At 35.3% G+C, this 20,484-nt stretch carries 15 protein-coding genes; 9 read left to right on the top strand and 6 right to left on the bottom strand.

The features are described 5' to 3' along the window. Positions 1-8: 8 nt before the first annotated feature. The 4 genes from ICJ84_RS08930 (at position 9) to ICJ84_RS08915 (ending at position 10,067) form a co-directional block, all read left to right on the top strand. On the top strand, positions 9-2,270 hold the full coding sequence (locus tag ICJ84_RS08930) for a GH92 family glycosyl hydrolase (protein WP_188216051.1): 2,262 nt from the start codon (positions 9-11) through the stop codon (positions 2,268-2,270). Positions 2,271-2,487: 217 nt separating this feature from the next. Then, a complete protein-coding gene (locus ICJ84_RS08925; protein ID WP_188216050.1) occupies positions 2,488-5,796 on the top strand; it encodes a SusC/RagA family TonB-linked outer membrane protein in 3,309 nt (1,102 codons plus the stop codon). 37 nt (positions 5,797-5,833) lie between these two features. Further along, positions 5,834-7,408, top strand: coding sequence for a SusD/RagB family nutrient-binding outer membrane lipoprotein (locus ICJ84_RS08920; RefSeq protein ID WP_188216049.1), 1,575 nt, complete (start codon positions 5,834-5,836; stop codon positions 7,406-7,408). A 541-nt stretch (positions 7,409-7,949) separates the two neighbouring features. After that, complete coding sequence (locus ICJ84_RS08915; protein ID WP_188216048.1) at positions 7,950-10,067, top strand: DUF748 domain-containing protein; 2,118 nt, start codon at positions 7,950-7,952, stop codon at positions 10,065-10,067. Between the two features lie 88 nt (positions 10,068-10,155). Here the strand turns inward: ICJ84_RS08915 and ICJ84_RS08910 are convergent, their stop codons facing one another. Then, positions 10,156-10,788 (bottom strand): fasciclin domain-containing protein, encoded by a 633-nt coding sequence (locus tag ICJ84_RS08910; protein ID WP_188216047.1) that lies wholly within the window; start codon positions 10,786-10,788, stop codon positions 10,156-10,158. 168 nt (positions 10,789-10,956) lie between these two features. On the opposite strand from ICJ84_RS08910, the gene ICJ84_RS08905 reads away from it, so the two are divergent. The 5 genes from ICJ84_RS08905 to ICJ84_RS08885 all read left to right on the top strand — a co-directional run bounded on the left by ICJ84_RS08905 (position 10,957) and on the right by ICJ84_RS08885 (position 15,134). Further along, a complete protein-coding gene (locus ICJ84_RS08905) occupies positions 10,957-11,355 on the top strand; it encodes an OsmC family protein (protein ID WP_188216046.1) in 399 nt (132 codons plus the stop codon). Between the two features lie 476 nt (positions 11,356-11,831). Beyond that, positions 11,832-12,659, top strand: coding sequence for an OmpA/MotB family protein (locus ICJ84_RS08900; protein WP_188216045.1), 828 nt, complete (start codon positions 11,832-11,834; stop codon positions 12,657-12,659). Between the two features lie 185 nt (positions 12,660-12,844). After that, positions 12,845-13,462: a YqaA family protein gene (locus tag ICJ84_RS08895; protein ID WP_188216044.1), complete on the top strand. Its 618-nt coding sequence runs from the start codon at positions 12,845-12,847 to the stop codon at positions 13,460-13,462. Between the two features lie 66 nt (positions 13,463-13,528). Further along, the gene (locus ICJ84_RS08890) at positions 13,529-13,819 is read left to right on the top strand and encodes a DUF3817 domain-containing protein (RefSeq protein ID WP_188216043.1); all 291 of its coding nucleotides are present in this window, start codon (positions 13,529-13,531) and stop codon (positions 13,817-13,819) included. A 1-nt stretch (position 13,820) separates the two neighbouring features. After that, positions 13,821-15,134, top strand: coding sequence for a mechanosensitive ion channel family protein (locus ICJ84_RS08885; protein ID WP_188216042.1), 1,314 nt, complete (start codon positions 13,821-13,823; stop codon positions 15,132-15,134). A gap of 72 nt (positions 15,135-15,206) precedes the next feature. Here the strand turns inward: ICJ84_RS08885 and leuB are convergent, their stop codons facing one another. The 5 genes from leuB to ICJ84_RS08860 all read right to left on the bottom strand — a co-directional run bounded on the left by leuB (position 15,207) and on the right by ICJ84_RS08860 (position 20,472). Further along, positions 15,207-16,265, bottom strand: coding sequence for a 3-isopropylmalate dehydrogenase (leuB, locus tag ICJ84_RS08880; RefSeq protein WP_188216041.1), 1,059 nt, complete (start codon positions 16,263-16,265; stop codon positions 15,207-15,209). Between the two features lie 9 nt (positions 16,266-16,274). Then, positions 16,275-17,798: an alpha-isopropylmalate synthase regulatory domain-containing protein gene (locus ICJ84_RS08875; protein WP_188216040.1), complete on the bottom strand. Its 1,524-nt coding sequence runs from the start codon at positions 17,796-17,798 to the stop codon at positions 16,275-16,277. A 3-nt stretch (positions 17,799-17,801) separates the two neighbouring features. After that, entirely contained in the window at positions 17,802-18,398 is a 597-nt protein-coding gene (gene leuD / locus ICJ84_RS08870) for a 3-isopropylmalate dehydratase small subunit (protein WP_188216039.1), read from the bottom strand. A gap of 56 nt (positions 18,399-18,454) precedes the next feature. Beyond that, positions 18,455-19,849 (bottom strand): 3-isopropylmalate dehydratase large subunit, encoded by a 1,395-nt coding sequence (gene leuC / locus ICJ84_RS08865; RefSeq protein WP_188216038.1) that lies wholly within the window; start codon positions 19,847-19,849, stop codon positions 18,455-18,457. A 236-nt stretch (positions 19,850-20,085) separates the two neighbouring features. Continuing rightward, the gene (locus ICJ84_RS08860) at positions 20,086-20,472 is read right to left on the bottom strand and encodes an acyl-CoA thioesterase (protein ID WP_188216037.1); all 387 of its coding nucleotides are present in this window, start codon (positions 20,470-20,472) and stop codon (positions 20,086-20,088) included. Positions 20,473-20,484: the final 12 nt, after the last annotated feature.

Raw genomic sequence — 20,484 nt, 5'->3', positions numbered from 1 at the left:
TTTGTGATATGAAATTAGTTACTAAAATACCTTCCACCGTAAATCAACTTAAAAAGGCATTTGTTTTAGGGTTATGTGGTTTTGTATTCCATAATGTACAGGGGCAAGATCAACCTGTTGATTATGTCAATCCCTTTATAGGAACTTCAAATTACGGAGCAACTTATCCGGGACCTATTGCACCACGAGGAATGGCAAGTGTAAGTCCGTTTAATGTAGCCGGACCTCAAAACCCCTTAGAGAAAGATAGTCAGTGGCTGTCAAATCCATATGTTCATGAAAACACATTTTTAACCGGGTTTTCACATGTTAATTTAAGTGGGGTTGGATGTCCGGATTTAGGGGTGTTATTGCTAATGCCAACAACGGGAGAATTAAAGACAAATCATTTAGATTACGGAACAACTTATAAAAATGAAGTAGCTAAAGCCGGCTATTACAGTATTGAATTAGATAAATACAATACCAAAGTGGAATTAACAGCTTCCGAGCATGTTGGGGTTAGTAGAATTTCATTTCCTAAAGGAGAATCTAATTTGTTACTAAATCTTGGCCTAGGACTTACAAACGAACAAGGAGCCATGGTTAAAATTGTCTCTCCAACCGAAATTGAAGGCATGCGGACTGTAGGTTCATTTTGTTATAATAGTCCGGAAGATGCTTATCCGGTGTATTTTGTAGCTAAATTTTCTAAACCCGCAGAAAACTTCGGTGTTTGGAATACCCCATCAAAATACAATGGTGTAGAAGCGCAATGGATGGGCTATAACGGAAAGACCCGTGTTATGGAGAATGCTACAAAAACGGTTGCTGGGGATAGTATTGGAACGTATTTTTCTTATACATTCAACAAACCTGAAAACGTAGAAGTGAAAATTGGGGTGTCGTATGTGAGTATTGAAAATGCCAGAGAAAATTTAGAAAAAGAGACGCAAGGGAAATCATTTGAAGATATTTATCAGGAGACCTATAACAAATGGAATACGTTATTATCTAGAATACAAGTTGAAGGAGGGTCTCACGATGACAAAACTATTTTTTATACCGCTCTTTATCATACATTGATTCATCCAAATATGCTTAACGATGCAAACGGTGAGTATCCTGAAATTAAAACAGGTAAAATAGGAAAAACGGATGGAACCAGGTACACCGTGTTTTCATTATGGGATACCTATAGGAATTTACATCAGCTAATGTCTCTGGTTTATCCGGAACAACAAGCAGATATGGTGAACAGTATGATCGATATGTATGACGAAAATGGCTGGCTGCCAAAATGGGAATTAAATTCAACAGAAACCTTTACCATGGTTGGCGACCCGGCAAGTATTGTTATTACCGACACCTATTTGAAAGGTATTAAAAACTTTAATGTAGAGAAAGCCTATGAGGCCATGCTGAAAAGTGCCGATCAAATAGAAGGTAACCCATTGCGTCCGGCGTTGAACGATTATATAGAAAAAGGCTATCTAACAACAGATAGTAAAGGTCCGGTTTCAACAACACAGGAATACAATATTGCCGATTATGCTATTGCATTAATGGCAAAAGCTCTGGATAAAAAAGACGACTACAAGCGTTTCTATAACCGTTCATTATCATACAGAAAATTATTTGATAAGGAATGGAATCTGCTAAGACCGCGAAACACTGACGGGAGTTGGTACGAGCCGTTCGATCCGGATGCTGGTGCTAATTTTACAGAAAATGTAGGATTTATAGAAGGGAACGCATGGCAATATGCTTTTATGGAACCTCACGATATAAAAGGTTTAAAAAAGCTCATGGGAGGAGATAAGCCATTTACCGCTCAGCTTCAAAAGGTTTTTGATGCCGATAAGTTTGATATGGCTAACGAACCCGATATTGTTTATCCTTATTTATTCAACTATGTAAAAGGAGAGGAGTACCGCAGTCAGAAGTTAGTTAAGGAATTGGTTAGAAAACATTTTAAAAATGCTCCTGATGGCTTACCTGGTAATGACGATACAGGTACAATGTCGGCATGGTTGGTATATTCTATGATGGGGTTTTATCCAATTGTTCCGGGAGAGGCGATGTATACTATTACGACCCCTATGTTTGATAAAATAACGATTCAGTTTAATGAAAAGTATTACAATAAAAAAGAACTGACTATCGAACGTATTAAAAACAACAATGGCAATGTTAAAGAAATATTAATCAACAAAAAAAAGCATAATAATTTTTTCATCAGCCATGACGAATTAAGTAACGCAGAAAGTATAAAAATCATCCAAAAATAGTATAATACTTAGAGTTACAAGTGTATTTGCGCCTTTTTAAAAAGCTTATAAATAGTGGGTTTTATTACTATTTGTAAGCTTTTTTCTATTATAAATTAGTAATTATTTAATTTGTTTTCCATTCACTGCTTCAACTTTGTTATTGGTCGAAAAAAAGTGATATATCAAGTTAAATAATTGTTAATTTAATTCTTATTAACTCAAAACTAAAAAATTTATGAACCAAAAATTATTTAAACTACTGTTTGTATTTTGTTTCTTCGGTGTATTGTATGCCGGCGCGCAAACTACAGTTTCAGGGGTTGTTTCCGATGTTAACAGCGGTATTCCTCTTCCTGGGGCTAACGTTGTTGTTAAGGGAACATCAAAAGGAGTTGCTACAGATTTTGATGGACGTTATGTTATCGAAATTTCTGGTGATGAAATCTTGGTGTTTTCAAGCATTGGTTACACAACCAAAGAAATTTCTGTAGCAGGACAAACAACAATCAATGTGCAGTTAACTGAAAGCACAGAAAGCTTAGAAGAAGTAGTGGTAACTTCTTTTGGTATAACCAAAGAGAAACGAGCTATTGGTTATGCAACATCAACAGTTGAAGCCGAAGAACTAACAAAAACAGGAACACCTAACTTTGCTACTGCTTTATATGGTAAGGCACCTGGAGTTCAAATAGCTGCGACTACGGGAGGGTCTACTTCTGGAGTTAATATGCAAATTCGTGGTATTGGGTCCATTTTTGGTAATACCCAACCGTTGTTTGTGGTTGATGGTGTGCCTATTCGTAATGGAGAAAATGATAACTCGAGTTATTGGAGTGATCAACGTATTCAGGGTAATGGTATTCTAGATATTAACCCGGAAGACATTGAAAACATCTCAATACTTAAAGGAGCTTCGGCTGCGGCAACCTATGGTAACGAGGCTTTAAATGGTGTGGTTTTAATTACTACTAAAAGTGGTAAAGGTATGAAAAAAGGATTAGGAGTATCTGTAAATTCTACTTATACAGTTGATCAGGCGGCTTATTTTCCGCGTTTTCAAAATGTGAGAGGACCAGGTTATCCTACATACTTTAATGATGCTGGTCAAGATGAAGATGGCTGGTTGTATAGAGATGGTCAAAGGACTCCTATCGCTACTAACGTGAATTTTGGACCAAAGTTTGATGGACAACCAACTTTAGCTTGGACAGGCGAAGTCATTCCTTATAGAGCTCAAAAAGGAGTAGAGGGGCTATATCAAGACGCACACAATTTCATCAATAATATTGCTATTGTTAATGCTACTGATAAATCAAACATGCGTTTTTCTTATACGCGTCAGGATAATGAAGGGTTAAGTAGAAATGCTGAAAACGATAAAAATATTTTTAATTTAAACGCTAGCTTTAATTGGAATGATGATTTAAAAACAGATGTTTTGGTAAATTATATCAATGCAAAAGTATTAAACAGACCTTATAAAATTGACCGTCTTACTAATAACTTTGGAGGTATGATGACGCGATTTGATAGTGGTGAATGGTATTTTGATAGAGCACAAACGAGCTTAGGGTATCGTTTTGTAACCGGAGATAACCCAAGTTTAACACCAGATGAAAATTTAAGAATACCTGGATATAGAGGAGATGTATTAGATTACGCTTGGCGTGTTAATAATTACCAGTTTGAAGAGAATAGCGATCGTGTTATTGCCAGTTTAACACAACACTGGAACATAACCGATGAGTTAACTTTAAGAGGTAGGATGTCTACCGATTTTACAGCTTTCAACATGGAAGACAAGAGACCAAGTGTAAGACCTTTATCTCTTGGTGGTCCGGGTGGTAGTTTGTACAGGGTCCAAAACAGAATCGACAAACTAGTTTATGGAGATTTGTTTTTAACCTATAATAAAGACCTTACTGAAGATTTAGGTATGACTTTAATGGCAGGATATAGTGGTACTAAATCTATGTCTACAATGACTCAAAGCCAAACAAATGGGGGGTTAAGTGTTGAAAATTGGTTTTCGCTTAATGCTTCTGCAAATACACCTACGGCAGCAGCCGATAAGTTAGCTTATACTAAAGATGCTTTTATAGGTACCGCTAATTTTAGTTATAAAAACTACTTATTTTTAGAAGGAACGATTCGTCGCGACCGAACGTCTACAATGAATCCTAATGATAATGCATTCTTTTATCCTTCTGTGAATTCAGGTTTTGTTTTTTCAGATGCTTTCGAAATGCCAGACTTTATAAATTATGGTAAACTACGTGCATCTTGGGGTAAAGTGGGTAATTTCCCGCCAGCTTATCAAGCTAATATAGCTTATCAACAAAATCCTCTGGGAGATCAAGGAAATGGAACGGTAATTTATACTTCATTACCTCTAAATCAAGGGAATGAAGCTATAAAATCGGAAACACAACGTGATGTGGAGTTCGGTTTAGAATTTAAAATGTTTACGGGACGTATTAACTTAGATATGACCTATTATGACTCTAGATTAGAAGATCAAATTATACCATTAACGTTACCTAATTCTACAGGAGCTACTTCAGTATTAACTAATATTGGTACCATGCGTAATAAAGGTTTTGAATTAGCTATTAATACAACCCCTATAGCAGGTAAAGATTTCACATGGGATTCAGGGGTTAACTTTGCATTCAATAGAAATACTGTTGAGTCTTTAGCGCCAGGTTTAGATGAATTTGTGCATGCTAACTATGATGGTAGTGCTGCTAAATTAGTGTCTCAGCCAGGGGAGCCTGCAGGTGTATTTTACACACACCCTGTGGCAACGGATGCAAATGGAAACAAAATTGTTGATCCTAATGGATTGTATAAAGTAGATGCAGATGAATGGATAAAAGTAGGATCTGCACAACCTAAAGTTGTAGGTGGTTTTACTAATTTCTTTAGTTACAAAAACTTTTCTTTAAGTGCTTTAATAGATTTTAGAGTAGGTGGTTATGTAATGCCAACAGCTTTAAATTGGATGATTAGTCGTGGTTTAACTGAAGAAAGTTTGAAGTATATGGATGCAGAACACGGTGGTCTTTCATGGTATGAAAATGCAGCTGGAGATAGATTTCTTGTTGATCAAGGTACAGCTTCAGGTCCTAACGGGGAACGTGTTTATGACAATGGTATAGTGTTAGATGGAGTTAAAGCCGACGGTACAGAGAATGATTATATCACATCGAATCCTGAATATTATAATACAGTTTATAATTGGGGAGGACCTCAGTATAGTCCTAACACTCGTTATGAATTATATATTAAGGAGAATACATATTTCAAAATGCGTGAATTATCTTTAGCATACCAGTTACCTTCTACTATAGTTAAGAAAATTGGTTTTCAAGAGTTGCAGTTGTCTGCCTTTGGAAGAAACTTATTCTATTTCTACAGAAATATTAAAGATATGGATGCAGAACAGCTAACAGCTGGCTCTAGATGGTTCCAGAACGTAAACACTGCAGGTATGAACCCATCTAGTAGAACCTTTGGTTTAAGTTTAAGAGCTAAACTTTAAAATGATGAGGAAAATGAATAATTTTAAAAGATATAACATGAAAAAACATATTTTCATAGCATTAGTAGCACTTGGACTAATTAGTACCGGGTGTTCAGAAGCAGAGATTAGCGATAATTACAGTGACCCTAATTTAATTGGAGAAACAACTGTTCCTAAGCAGTTTACAGGGATGTTGTTTGCCAACGCTAATTATGTGTTACCTAACTACGGAAATTATTTTATAATAGCTAGACCAACATTATTACCTTGGACTCAGGCTGCTGGTTGGTTAAATAGTCTAGGGCAATACAAGGTTGGTGCGGCAACTGTAGATGAACAATGGAATCAGTATTATAGTATGCTTGCACAGTATAGAGAACTGCAAAAAGTTTATAATGCATCATCCGCAGAAGATCAAAAGGCCAATAAAATTTTCATGCAGGCTGCAACCATATATTTATATGATCACACGCAGGATATGGTGGATTTATTTGGATATATTCCGTTCTCTGAAGCAGGAAAATTAAGTACTAATGGAGGTGATTATATTGCTTCTTTACCTGCGTACGATTCGTCAACAGATTTATACGCAATGATGTTAGATGATTTAAAAATAATTGCAGATGAATTAAATAGCACAACATTAGATGCTTTAACAGCAACCATTTTTACAAATCAAGATTACGTTAATCATGGAGATTTAACTTTGTGGAAAAAATATTGTAATTCATTAAGACTACGTTTGTTAAATCGTGTTTCGGGTACTTCTCAGTTTTCATCTCGAGCAGATTCAGAGATAGGAACTATTTTAGGAAGTAGTACTTATCCTGTTGTTGATTCTAATAATCAGAATATTCAAATTGAAGTAGTAAATGTAGACTCTCCTATTAATTCCAGAGGCTTTGATCAGGGTTTTGGTAGTGATGGGTGGTATACTAACTTTGCGGGTAAATTAATGGTAGATCATATGAGCGCCAATAATGATCCTAGACAAAGAGTATATTTTGAAGAGATTGTAGGTGGAGGTTATGCAGGAATAGATCCTATGGCTAACCCAACAACTCAACAGACTCAAGCTGATAACGGAGCGGTTAGTTTATTTAGTAGATCGACATTCAACTTAAATCAATTTTTCCCAGGTCAAATTATTGATGCTGCCGAAGTAAACTTTTTAAAGGCAGAGTATTATTTAAGAAATAGTAATGATGCGATGGCAAAAGCAGCTTATGAAATGGGGATTGCTCAATCTATTGAATGGTACTATTGGGTAAGATCTATTACAAATAATAATATTTCAGGTGAAGTCACGCCTTTAGGAGCGACTGAAGTAGCCGATTATATTGCAGGTGCAGGTATTGCTTGGGCTGGAACGGCCGATGATAAACTGGAGCTGATTGCTACTCAAAAATGGATTCATTATGGTGTTATTAATTTACGTGAGAGCTGGGCAGAACAGCGTCGTTTAGATTTACCTGAATTAACGTTTATGGTAGATAACTCAGACGTTCAGTCATTGCCTCCTGTAAGATGGATTTATCCAGATAAGGAAAGAGCTCTGAACACAGAGAATTTCTCAGCAGTATCATCTATGGATAATATGACAACCAGAATTTTCTGGGATGCCAATTAAGTTCGATTTATAAGTGTTTAAAAAAGGCCTTTCATTTGTTTGAAAGGCCTTTTTGTTTTTAGGAATTAAAAGAAGTATTGGTGAGTCTAAGCTTTATCTTATGATACAGAATTATTCCATCTTTGATACAATAGCTTTTTATAATTAATATACTTGTTATTATAATTATTTCTAATCATGAAAATAGGCAACAGAAATTTAGGGTAAATTTCCTACACTCTGAGAATGGCGTATTTGAAAATTTACGGACAATGACGCGGAATATTAAAAATACGAGAACCTCATAAATATACTATTTTAAATAGAAATAAATGATTTTTAAATAGACTTGAAATAGATATTACTTATAATATATTATCTGAATGACGTTTATACAATCCATAATTAAAAATTATAGTTTCATGAACAATATAAATCGATAGTTGTCATCAGGTATGTCTATTAATATTATTAAAATGGGCTCATATCATTACCTTTGTAAAAAAAATTAACGTCTGTTCAAATTAATAATCCCGTCGATAGATTTAACGGAATCATTGCTATGACTATAGAAAATAAAACATCTAAATTTTTAGGTATTACGATACGAAAACCCATAAAAAGCCTGTTAATCATTAGCCTAAGTGCATTACTGCTAGTGGTTATACTTTTGGCTGTATCTCCATCAATAGTTCGAAACCAGCTAGAAAAACATGGCAAAGAATGGGTTGGTAGAAAATTAAAAATAAACGATTTATCGGTTAATTATTTTACATCCACCATTACCCTAACAGGAACAACAATGTTTGAAGCAAACGATAAAGACCAGTTTGTGTCTTTAGACAGTTTAATTCTCGATGTAGACCCTTTAGAGTATTTTTCGTCATCAATCGTTGTGGAGCAATTATACATTAAAAATCTTCAGTTAAATATTTCTCATAAGGATTCCATTTTCAATGTCGATGATTTAATTGCCTTTTATAGTTCTGAAGATCAAAATGATACCATAGTTGAAAAACAGGAAGATGCCTATCTTTTTAGTCTGTCAGATTTCAGATTGAACGGCGGAACTTTAAACTATAGCGATCAATCTCACGATGTGACACAAACTTTAAATAATCTGTCTTTTTATTTACCGCATGTAGAATGGGGAAGAGGCTCCAGTAAATTGGATGCGTCTTTTAAACTTTCCGATGGGGGACGCTTTGGTATAGCATCAGAATTCGATTCTAAAAAGGGAGATTATTTACTGCATGTAGAAATGGATAGCTTAGATATTTCAGCCTTTAAACCTTATACTAAAGACTATTTAAAAATTGGTGATTTAACAGGGTTGGCTCATGGTAAAGTTGATATTTCAGGGAATTTAAACACCGTGAACACCCTAAGTATTCAAGGGATATCATCCTTAGAAAATTTCGCGCTTACCGATGATTCCGGACGTACATTTTTAAGCGCCCAAAAAGTAGTTTGTCCTATTGAAAAATTGATGCCTATGCAGTCATTTTATGCGTTGGGAGATATTTCAATACACGCTCCAAATGTTGATTTTGAGCTATTTAAGGAGTCTAACAATTTTTACCGGTCTTTTGGATTAGAAGAGCCGGAAACAGCGCCTGTAACTCATACCGATACAAAAGAAGAAACAGAGATGCCTTTAGTTTATACCTTAAAATCAGTACAGGTAGATGAAGGAAAACTAAAGTTTACAGACCATACCACATCATCTCCATTTGTTTACAACTTTTCTAAAGTTAAAATGGATTTTAATGAAATTAAAAGTGATGCCCACTGGGTAAACGGAAAAGCATCGATGGTTTTAAATGAACGCGGAAAGCTAGAGGCCGATATAGGATTTAATCCGAAGGATGCCGCGATGAACATGAAAGTAAACTACGTAATTTCAGATTTTCAGCTAAGCGACTTAAATATCTATTCCATGGAATATACCGGATACCCAATACTTTACGGAGATATGTATTATAAAGGGAATATTGATATTGATAAAGGCAAACTAAATCTTGAAAATAAGCTCATTGTTCATAATGCCGAAGTTGGAAATAAAAAGGGAAGTCCGTTTTATAATTTACCCTTAAAAGTGGCGCTATTCATTCTAAAGGATAAAGATGGTGTTATTAATATGGATATTCCGGTACGTGGCGATTTAAATGACCCTCAGGTTAACATCCGAAAAATTGTATGGAGAACCTTTGGTAAATTTCTCGTTAAAACAGTAACCTCGCCTTTCAGAGCCTTATCAAATTTAATTAACGTAGATCCTGGCGATATCAGGGAAATCAATTACACCTACATGGATACAACTCTTGTGGCTCGAAGAGAACATCAGCTTAATTTACTAAGGCGATTAGAAAAAAGTAAGCCGGGATTAGATATTGAATTGGTTTATTTTAATGACAAAAACAAGCAGAAAGAAGAGATCGCAAAAGAATTAAATCTGCTAGATACTATGAAAATAGATTCAGTGTCAAAAGTATTCGACGCTGTTCGCGTGGCAAGTGTTAAAGCCTATTTAGCAAAGCAATCTAACGATAGTACAAAAATTAAGATAACAATACCATCACCAACAAACCTTAAAAACACAGGCGCTCAACCCGTTTTTGAGATTAAATATAAAATGCAAGGTGAGGAGCAACAGGATTTTAAAATAGTGGAAGAATAAAGCCCTATTTCACCATAATACCAAAAATAAAAGCTATCAATATTTTGATAGCTTTTATACCTAATAAACCAATTAAACTACAAACAAATTATTCTATTGGGAGTATAACCGAATCGATTACATGAATAATTCCATTAGAAGCGGAAATGTCAGCGGCTAAAATGTTTGCCGAATTTCCAATAGCCATAATACTTAAGTCGGGATAAACATCAAAAGTCGCTTCGGGTAATAAGGTCTCAATAGTGCGCATACCATTTCTAGGAACAACACTATTAGAAGCACGTCTTCCGGTGGTAACATGATATTGAAGGACCTGTAAAACCAATCCAGCATCTAAATCTGTTATACCAGACACGCCTAAGGCACCGTATAGTGCATTAAAGGCATCATCGTTAGGGGCAAAGACTGTAAATTGGTCAGTCCCATTTAAAAATAAATCAACCAGACCAGCATCAAGTTGCTCATCAACATACATTAAGGCTGCAACAAGTTCATTAAAACTACCAGCATTAATAGCAACAGCAGCAATAGGTTCTGCTCCCTTTTTTGGTGCAGCTTTAGCATTAGTACTGTAACTGGTATTGGCTTCAATTAACTCGTAAAGCGAGGCTTCCGAATAATCTTGTGTTGTTGAGACGTCTTCCGTGTTACAAGACAAGATAAATAAGGTTAACATTAAACACATGGTGATTTGGGGAATGCTTTTGTAAAATCGTTTCATCACTTATTTGTTTTTAGTTAATGGTATAAAGTTAATAAAAATATTTTAAATTGTTTAATCTTTTTATTAAAAAGTTAAACAAGTTCAAAAGGCCAGATATGATTATTATCAGAAATTGATTTCTAAAAGTTTAATACATTTAGTGGTATTATACAAACAACAATGATTATGGAGTATAAGGTTAAAGCATCGACAATTGCCAATCAAAATGCCTTAATTAGCATAAAAAATTCAAAGATTGATTTCGGAACAACTACAGTAAATACAAAGGATTTACCAAATCCAGCTGAATTATTATTAGGATCGCTGGCAGCTTGTATATTAAAAAACGTGGAGCGATTTTCACATTTAATGACATTCACATATACAGAAGCCAATATTGAAGTCTTCGCAACACGACATGAAAATCCACCAAGGATGGATAATATTTTCTATAAACTAAACATCCTGAGTAATGACAACACATTAAATCTGGGATTACTTAAAAGGAATCTTGAAAAGCACGGAACCATTTATAATACGTTAAAGATGAGCTGTAATATTACAGGAAGCATTAAACAATTGTAAAAAAATAAGTTGTTAGCCCCAATGTCTAAAATCATGGTTTGTTCCATAATGTACCGCGTTATGTCACTTGAGCTTTTGATAAAAGCGAAAAGTTTTTACCATAGTTTCTTTAAAGAAAAAATTAGTCCAAATATCAAATATTTGATGTAGTAAACACTATGGGATATTCCTATATAGATAGTATAGAATTATAGCTTACGAATATTAATGAAATTCAGGTCGTAGAATGGCTGTAACATAATTGTTGACGATATAAAACGCTGACACGTTAGTTATTTTACAATTATGTTAAATACGTTGTATTCGCCATTTCAGTCATATATTATATTTGAACTATAATTTATATTATGTAAAATAGAATATTTTAATACTGCTCTATTTCAGTTGATTATAAAATAATTTACAAAAAAGTATTCTTGTCAACGTCTATAATCGACATCTCATCGTAATTATATGCAAAACAACAAACTTAGATTATGAGAAAAATATCATTAGTAGTATTATCAGCGATTGTATTGTCGTCTTGTGTTTCTAAAAAGAAATATGTAGCTCTTGAAACCGAAAATGGCCAGCTTAAAAGTGAATTAACAAAAACCAGAGTTGAAAATGAAGAACTGGAATCTAAATTCGCTAAAATTCAAGCCAGAGTTGATGAATACAACAACAAAATTAACTCACTAACCGAAGAAAGCAACGCTAAAATGGTAAACGTTGACGGTGTTGTAATGAGTGAAGACGCTAAAGCTCAAATGCGTGAAACCCTTAAAAATGTACCAGCAGAATATTTAGTTGGTGCCACTACCCTTAAAGATTCAATGAATGCTGCCATTGCTTACAACATCAAAAATTCGGCTAACGATATTGATGAAAGCGACGATATTGCTGTGAAAATTGAAGAAACGGTAGTCATGATTTCTATTTCAGACAAAATGTTATTTAACTCTGGAAGCTACCGTGTAACTGATAAAGCGGATGCTATTTTACAAAAAATTGCTGATGTTATCAATTCTGAAGAAAGTTTAGACGTTATGGTTGAAGGTCATACCGATGACAAGAAAATGGTAGAAAATGCGGCTGTAAAAGATAACTGGGATTTAAGTGTATTACGTGCAACTTCTGTTGTTAAACGTCTACAAAACAACTTTGCTGTAGCACCTGAAAAATTAATTGCTGCCGGAAGAAGTTTTTACCAACCGTTAGTTGATAACGATTCAGCTGAAAACAGAGCTAAAAACAGAAGAACAAGAATCGTTATTTTACCAAATATCGACAAGTTCTTTGCGCTTATGTCTGCAGAACAATAAAAATTATCTCTCTATTAATCCATTGTAAAAAAAGCTGTCTAATGTATTAGACGGCTTTTTTTCTGCATTAATTTAACTGATGCTTAAGGATTCAAAAGTCTTAAATCTTTATTAAAAAACCCGACTTCACAAAGGTTAAGCGTTTTAATCAGCTATCTTTGTTAGCCTAAAAAATTGCTTTTAAGATGAAATCCAAACCAAAGACTAAATCCGAAAAGTCCAGATTACAACTACTGCACCAGTACTACAGTTATACCGGCTTTTATGGATTTGTTTGGAATGCTGTAAAAAAAGCATTTCCATACATTGTTTTAGCGGTTATTGGTATTTATGTGGTAAATCATTTCTTTAGTATTAATAATTTACTGGTTCAATTAACCAAAACCCTTCCGGTTTACGGCGTTTTAACGTTTTTCTTTGTTTCAGAATCTTTATTAGGATTGGTTCCACCTGAAATTTTTATCGCCTGGGCAGGTAAAATGTATGCGCCTTGGGGGTATTTATCCTTATTGGCTATTTTATCATATTCCGGCGGACTGGTTTCATATTATATTGGTCGTTTAATTACTAAAATTCCGACGATCCATGACTACCTGGAAGTTAAGATGAAAAAGCAATTGAAAAACTCTAAAAAATGGGGTGGTTTTTTAATTGTGGTTGGAGCCCTACTGCCACTACCCTTTTCTATTTCATGTATGGCAGCAGGAATCATTTCATTTCCATTTAGGAATGTGATGCTTTTTGGTTCTCTCAGATTAATACGCTTTTTAATCTACGGTATTGTGATTTTTCACGCGTTTTAAAAAAGTCTTAAAGTCTGACTTTATTTCATCTTTGTGCACTATTTTTACCAGCAAAAATTCCACATTATGTTTTCATTGCTTAATATTTTTAGAATAGTGGCTTTCTTAGAAGGCTTATCCTATATTCTTTTGCTTTTTATAGCTACGCCTGTAAAATACATTTTAAACGAACCTCAGTACGTAAAATTACTAGGGATGCCTCACGGATTATTGTTTATTGGTTATATTGTTTTAGCGTTTTTAGTTAAACCAGATTTCAAATGGAATGGTAAACAATTCTCTTTTATAGTATTTGCATCTATTTTACCTTTCGGAACGTTTTATGTAGATAAAAAATATCTAAAACCAGCCCTTTAATATGTTTCAGCAACAAGGAACTGAGAATATTATAGAAACTACAGAAGAAACTTTAGAATCAGTACGTTTTTCTTTAAACCATTGGTTATACGACTATCTGGTTTCTGTTGGCACGAGTGACACTTTGGCGAAATATTTAAATATGATTGCGCTGTTAGTCTCTTTAGTGGTTTTGGTTTTTATTATAGACTTTATTATAAGAAAATTTTTAAGAGGCTTATTTTCTCAATTTGCAGCACGCTCTAAAACTAATTTCGATGATTTATTAATCACCAATAAAGTTCCCAGAAATATAGCGCATATCATTCCGCTACTTATTACTCTAAAGTTCATTCCTTTAGTTTTTGTTGATTTTCCTGATTTTGAAAATATTGTAGAAACCTCACTGGCTGTTTTTGCTATTATTTTGACCTTATGGGTGGTTCGTAGTTTATTGCACACCATTAAAGACTACTTTAAAACACTCCCAAACTTTAAGGATAAACCTATAGCAAGCTATATTCAGGTATTTATGATTTTCGCCTGGATTATCGGAATATTTTCAGCTTTTGCTATCGTAACCGGAATTCCATTTTTTAAATTTATTACCGCTTTAGGAGCCGGTTCTGCGGTGGTCATTTTAGTGTTTAAAGACACGATTTTAGGTTTTGTGGCCAGCATTCAGGTGTCTATCAACGATATGGTTCGTATTGGCGACTGGATAACCTTTGAAAAATACGGTGCCGATGGAGATGTTATTGAAATTAGTTTAGCAACGGTTAAAGTGCAAAACTTCGATAAAACCATTACCACCATTCCAACTTATGCCCTAATCTCCGATTCGTTTAAAAACTGGCGTGGCATGACGAGTTCAGACGGACGACGCATTAAACGTGCTTTAAACATTAAGCAAAGTGGTGTAAGATATTTAGATGATGATGCTGTTGAAAAATTAAAGGGCATTCAGTTAATTTCATCTTATATTGAAAGTCGTCAAGCCGATATAAAATCGCACAATGAATCTCATAATATAGATAAAACATTATTGTTAAACGGAAGAAACCTAACCAATTTAGGGGTTTTTAGAAAGTACATAGATGCTTATTTAAAACAACATTCTGCCATCAATAAAGACATGATGATTATGGCGCGTCAATTAGCACCAACAACACAAGGTATTCCTTTAGAAATTTATGCGTTTAGCAGTGATAAGCGTTGGGAGAACTACGAGTATATAATGTCTGATATTTTCGATCATTTGATTGCAGCACTTCCTTATTTTGATTTAGAAATTTTCGAACTGCCAAGCGATTCGAGTTTTAAGTCTAATAATTAAAGAATTAAATATAAAAAAGGTGAATTCAGAAGAATTCACCTTTTTTTCTTTCATATAGTAACTTTAAATCTTTTAGATATTTGCAGCTAACCAGTCACCTACTTCTTTAGTCCCGTAAGCTTTTCCGCCCTCAGCTAAATCTTCAGTAACAATACCTTCAGCTAAAGCTTTGTTTACGGCATCTCTAATCGCCTGCCCCTCTTCTGGCAAGTTAAACGCCATTTCAAACATCATAGCAGCCGATAAAACCGTAGCCATCGGGTTAGCGATGTTTTTACCTGTTGCCTGCGGATATGATCCGTGAATTGGCTCGAACAATGCAATATCAGACCCCATAGAAGCCGATGGCATTAACCCCATAGATCCTGAAATTACCGAAGCTTCATCGGTTAAAATATCACCAAATAAGTTTTCAGTAATCAAGACGTCGTAACTGTTAGGCCATTGCACTAAACGCATCGCTACAGCATCAACAAACTCGTAACTTACTTCTACCTCAGGATAATCTTTTTCCATAGCCTGAACTGTTTCTCTCCATAAACGAGAGGTTTCTAAAACGTTAGCCTTATCCACACAACATAACTTTTTGTTACGCGCCATAGCTAATTCAAAACCTTTTTTTGCTAAGCGCTGCACTTCAGCTCTAGTGTATACACAGTTATCGAAAGCGGTTTCACCGTTGTCTCTTCTTCCTTTTTCTCCAAAGTAAATACCTCCGGTTAACTCACGTAAAAACACTAAATCAGTACCTTCAATACGCTCTTGTTTTAAAGGCGATTTATCTAATAACGATGGAAACGTAAAGGTTGGTCGCACGTTAGCGAATAAGCCTAATTTCTTACGCATTTTTAATAATCCTTGTTCAGGACGTACCGGTGCAGATGGGTCGTTATCAAATTTTGGGTGACCAATAGCTCCGAATAAAACAGCATCAGAGGTTGCGCAAACTTCATGCGTATCGTCAGGATAAGGTTCTCCAACAGCATCAATAGCTGCAGCTCCTGTTAAAGCCGGTCTCCAAGTTATTTCATGTCCGAATTTTTTAGCTACAGCATCACTTACTTTCACTGCTTGCTCAATCACCTCAGGCCCAATTCCGTCACCTGCTAAAAGTGCTATATTAAATTTCATTTTATTTTGTTAATTAGTAATTATATTCAACATTTTTTCTGTGGCTTTAATGGCCGATACTGTTTGATCGGAATCTAAACCACGGGTTTTAAACTCATTCTTACCATTTTTCCAGGTAATAATGGTTTCACACAACGCATCCGAATGACTTCCCGGAGGAATACGTACGGCGTAATCAATTAAATCAGGTAACTGTTTATCGCGTTGTTTATATATTTTATGCAACGCTTTCATAAAGGCATCAAACTGTCCGTCTCCAGAGGCGTTTTCCTCATAAGTTTCCCCGTCAATAGTAATGGATACAGTTGTCGATGGTTTTAAGCCCTTAGCATGCGTTAAAACATACGAATTCACCTTAGTGTGCTCTTCATAGGAATAACTATCTAAAACGTCCGATATGATATACGGAAGATCTTCCTTAGTAACCACTTCCTTTTTATCACCCAACTCAATAATACGTTGCGTAACTTTCTTTAAATCATCATCGTTAAGTGATAGTCCTAATTCCTGTAAATTCTTCTGAATATTAGCCTTACCAGAGGCTTTACCAAGTGCATATTTACGAGTTCTGCCAAAACGTTCCGGCATTAAATCGCTAAAATACAGGTTCTTTTTATTATCTCCATCTGCATGAATTCCCGCAGTTTGAGTAAAAACATTAGCTCCAATTACCGGTTTGTTGGCCGGAATCATGATTCCTGAAAAGTTTTCCACAAGCTTACTTACCGTGAACAACACCTTTTCGTTTACACCAATATCAATGTTTGGCATAAAATCGTTAATCATGGCAATGGTACTTGCCATCGGTGCGTTTCCTGCGCGCTCGCCCATACCGTTTACCGTAAGATGCAAGCCGTCTGCCCCAGCATTTAAAGCAGACATCACATTGGCTACACTTAAATCATAATCGTTGTGAGCATGAAAATCGAAATGTAAATTTGGATACTTTTCCTTAATTTCCTTTACGAACTCATAAGATTCAGGAGGTGTTAAAATCCCTAAAGTATCCGGAAGCATAATGCGGTCTACTTCTTGCGTGTTTAAGAACTCTAAAAACTCAAAAACATAGTTCTTAGAATTACGCATACCATTACTCCAGTCTTCTAAATAGACATTCGTTTTAATGCCTTTTGAAGCAGCTAAAGCAATGGTTTCTGATATTTCACTAAAGTGCTGATCTGCAGTTTTTTTTAACTGATAAGTTAAATGATTCAATGAACCCTTTGTTAGTAGGTTTTGAACCACTGCTCCTGCTTCAATCATCCAATCGATAGAGACACCTTTATCGACAAATGTTAAGACTTCAACCTGATCTAAATAGTTGTTGTCTTTTGCCCATTTCGTCACATTTTTAACCGCCTGAAATTCACCTTCAGACACACGAGCTGAAGCAATTTCAATACGATCTACTTTCAATTCTTCTAAAAGAAGTTTAGCGATGGTGAGTTTTTCTGAAGCAGAAAACGACACTCCCGAGGTTTGTTCACCATCGCGGAGTGTCGTGTCCATTATTTCAATTCTTTTAGATGCCATGTATTACAGTGGTAAAGTTTCAGCAAATGCTTCTATTTCACCTTTCATGTTTTGTAAATAGTCGATATCATCGAAACCATTCAACATGTTTCCTTTTTTGTAGCTATTGATATCAAAAGATTCCTGAGCACCAATCGATGTAATCGTAATGGTTTGCTCTGGAAGATTTACTTCAATTTCTGTTTTAGGGTCGTCGTAAACCGCAGTAAAAATTTGCTCTAAAAACTCAGGAGAAACCTGCACAGGTAATACTCCAATATTCAAACAGTTGTTTTTAAAGATGTCAGCAAAGAAGCTTGAAACTACACAACGGAAACCGTAATCGTAAACCGCCCAAGCTGCATGTTCTCTAGAAGACCCAGATCCAAAGTTTTTCCCACCTACTAATATTTTACCTGTATAAATAGGATTGTTTAAAACAAAATCTTCTTTTGGTGTGTCATCACTATTGTATCTCCAGTCACGGAATAAATTGTCGCCAAAACCTTCACGTTTTGTTGCTTTTAAGAAACGTGCCGGAATGATTTGATCGGTATCTACATTTTCTAAAGGTAAAGGCACCGCTGTTGTTGTTAATATATTGAATTTATCGTAAGCCATTTTAATTTCTAATTTTTGTGTTTAATCGTTGATTTTAATATTTCTTAATTCAATGATTATAATAACTCTCTCGGATCGGTTACTACGCCGGTTACAGCTGCAGCTGCTGCTACCAGTGGAGATGCTAATAAGGTTCTTGAACCTGGCCCCTGACGTCCTTCGAAGTTTCTGTTCGAGGTACTTACAGCGTACTTTCCAGCAGGAATCTTATCGTCGTTCATTGCTAAACACGCTGAACATCCAGGTTGTCTTAACGTAAATCCGGCTTCAGTAATAATATCTAAAATACCTTCTTCTTTAATTTTATCTTCAACTTCATGAGATCCAGGAACTAACCAAGCGGTTACATGTTCGGCTTTTTTACGTCCTTTTACAATAGATGCAAATGCACGGAAATCTTCAATACGTCCGTTAGTACAGCTTCCTAAGAATACATAATCGATTTTCTTACCAACCATAGCGTCATCTTCATGATATCCCATATAGTCTAATGACTTTTTAAAAGTCGTTACACCACCTTCAACAGCTTCAGCCTTTGGGATATGCTTGGAAATGCCGATTCCCATACCTGGATTGGTTCCGTAGGTAATCATTGGTTCAATATCTTTCGCTTCGATGTTGATTTCTTTATCAAATGTAGAACCTTCGTCAGTTTTTAAGGTTTTCCAGTAAGCAACTGCTTTATCCCACTCCTCACCTTTTGGAGATAATGGTTTATCTTTTAAATAGTTGAACGTTGTTTCGTCTGGAGCAATCATTCCACCACGAGCACCCATCTCAATAGATAAGTTACAAACCGTCATACGCCCTTCCATAGTCATATTTTCAAATACATCACCTGCATACTCCACAAAATACCCTGTCGCACCAGATGTTGTTAATTGAGAAATGATATACAATGCCACATCTTTAGGAGTTACACCTTTACTTAATTCCCCATTAACGTTAATACGCATTTTTTTAGGCTTTGGCTGCATGATGCACTGCGTAGACAATACCATTTCAACCTCTGAAGTACCAATACCGAACGCGATAGCACCAAAAGCACCATGCGTAGAAGTGTGAGAATCTCCACAAACAATTGTTGCACCAGGGAATGTAATACCATTCTCTGGACCTACAACGTGAACGATACCGTTCTTTTTATGGCCTAATCCCCAGTGGCTAATCCCGTATTCGTTAGAGTTTTCTTCTAATGCCTTTAACTGGTTTGCAGATAACGGATCTTCTACTGGTAAATGTTGATTAATCGTTGGCGTGTTATGGTCTGCTGTAGCAAACGTACGCTCCGGGTATAACACTTTTACTCCTCTGTTTTTTAACCCAAGAAATGCCACAGGACTTGTAACTTCATGAATAAAATGACGGTCTATAAAAAACACATCCGGACCACCTTCAATTTTCCTAACCACATGTGAATCCCATACTTTGTCAAACAATGTCTTGCTCATAATAATATATCTCTAATTTTAGTTTTAAATCTTAGTGAATGGTATTGGTTAATGAAGTTCAAATAACCAAGGCAGACAAAGTTAGTAAATACTCTAATTTTTTCAGCATTTACTAAAGCATAAGGCGCTTACCCAAGATATTTTTATAGGATTATTAGCGAAGTTGAAAAAAATCGATAATTTTTTAACAGAATCGCAAAATTGCTTGGAAATTTTAAAGGGCTGTTTTACACAGATTACTTCAATCTGTCGGCTACGTATTCTACTTCGGTTTTTCCGTGTGGTTTCGCTTTACCATCTGGACCTAAATTTACCATGACAATACTGGAAATGGTAATAATGGTTTCATGCGTCATTTTATTACGAACCTCACAACTTAAGACTAAGGACGCTTTACCGAATTTCACCACTTCCATACCTATTTCCACAATATCGCCTTGTTTTGCAGAAGCTTTAAAGTCGATTTCACTCATATACTTGGTGACCACTTTCTGGTTTTCCAGCTGAATGATAGTATACAAAGCGGCTTCTTCATCAATCCATTCTAAAAGACGCCCTCCAAACAAGGTACCGTTCGCGTTTAAATCTTCTGGTTTTACCCATTTTCTAGTATGAAATCTCATCTTTTACATATT

Origin of the sequence: Aestuariibaculum suncheonense, from assembly GCF_014596935.1 — a bacterium.
Lineage (GTDB): Bacteria > Bacteroidota > Bacteroidia > Flavobacteriales > Flavobacteriaceae > Aestuariibaculum > Aestuariibaculum suncheonense.
The sequence above is the reverse complement of the archived record's forward strand: the minus strand, read 5'-3'. Positions and strand labels throughout refer to the sequence as shown.

Coding starts and splice junctions, on each gene's coding strand:
- leuB (WP_188216041.1), bottom strand. CDS start 16,265: ATGAAATTTAATATAGCACTTTTAGCAGGTGACGGAATTGGGCCTGAG.
- ICJ84_RS08925 (WP_188216050.1), top strand. CDS start 2,488: ATGAACCAAAAATTATTTAAACTACTGTTTGTATTTTGTTTCTTCGGT.
- ICJ84_RS08895 (WP_188216044.1), top strand. CDS start 12,845: ATGAAATCCAAACCAAAGACTAAATCCGAAAAGTCCAGATTACAACTA.
- ICJ84_RS08915 (WP_188216048.1), top strand. CDS start 7,950: ATGACTATAGAAAATAAAACATCTAAATTTTTAGGTATTACGATACGA.
- ICJ84_RS08920 (WP_188216049.1), top strand. CDS start 5,834: ATGAAAAAACATATTTTCATAGCATTAGTAGCACTTGGACTAATTAGT.
- ICJ84_RS08905 (WP_188216046.1), top strand. CDS start 10,957: ATGGAGTATAAGGTTAAAGCATCGACAATTGCCAATCAAAATGCCTTA.
- leuD (WP_188216039.1), bottom strand. CDS start 18,398: ATGGCTTACGATAAATTCAATATATTAACAACAACAGCGGTGCCTTTA.
- ICJ84_RS08875 (WP_188216040.1), bottom strand. CDS start 17,798: ATGGCATCTAAAAGAATTGAAATAATGGACACGACACTCCGCGATGGT.
- leuC (WP_188216038.1), bottom strand. CDS start 19,849: ATGAGCAAGACATTGTTTGACAAAGTATGGGATTCACATGTGGTTAGG.
- ICJ84_RS08910 (WP_188216047.1), bottom strand. CDS start 10,788: ATGAAACGATTTTACAAAAGCATTCCCCAAATCACCATGTGTTTAATG.
- ICJ84_RS08890 (WP_188216043.1), top strand. CDS start 13,529: ATGTTTTCATTGCTTAATATTTTTAGAATAGTGGCTTTCTTAGAAGGC.
- ICJ84_RS08885 (WP_188216042.1), top strand. CDS start 13,821: ATGTTTCAGCAACAAGGAACTGAGAATATTATAGAAACTACAGAAGAA.
- ICJ84_RS08860 (WP_188216037.1), bottom strand. CDS start 20,472: ATGAGATTTCATACTAGAAAATGGGTAAAACCAGAAGATTTAAACGCG.
- ICJ84_RS08930 (WP_188216051.1), top strand. CDS start 9: ATGAAATTAGTTACTAAAATACCTTCCACCGTAAATCAACTTAAAAAG.
- ICJ84_RS08900 (WP_188216045.1), top strand. CDS start 11,832: ATGAGAAAAATATCATTAGTAGTATTATCAGCGATTGTATTGTCGTCT.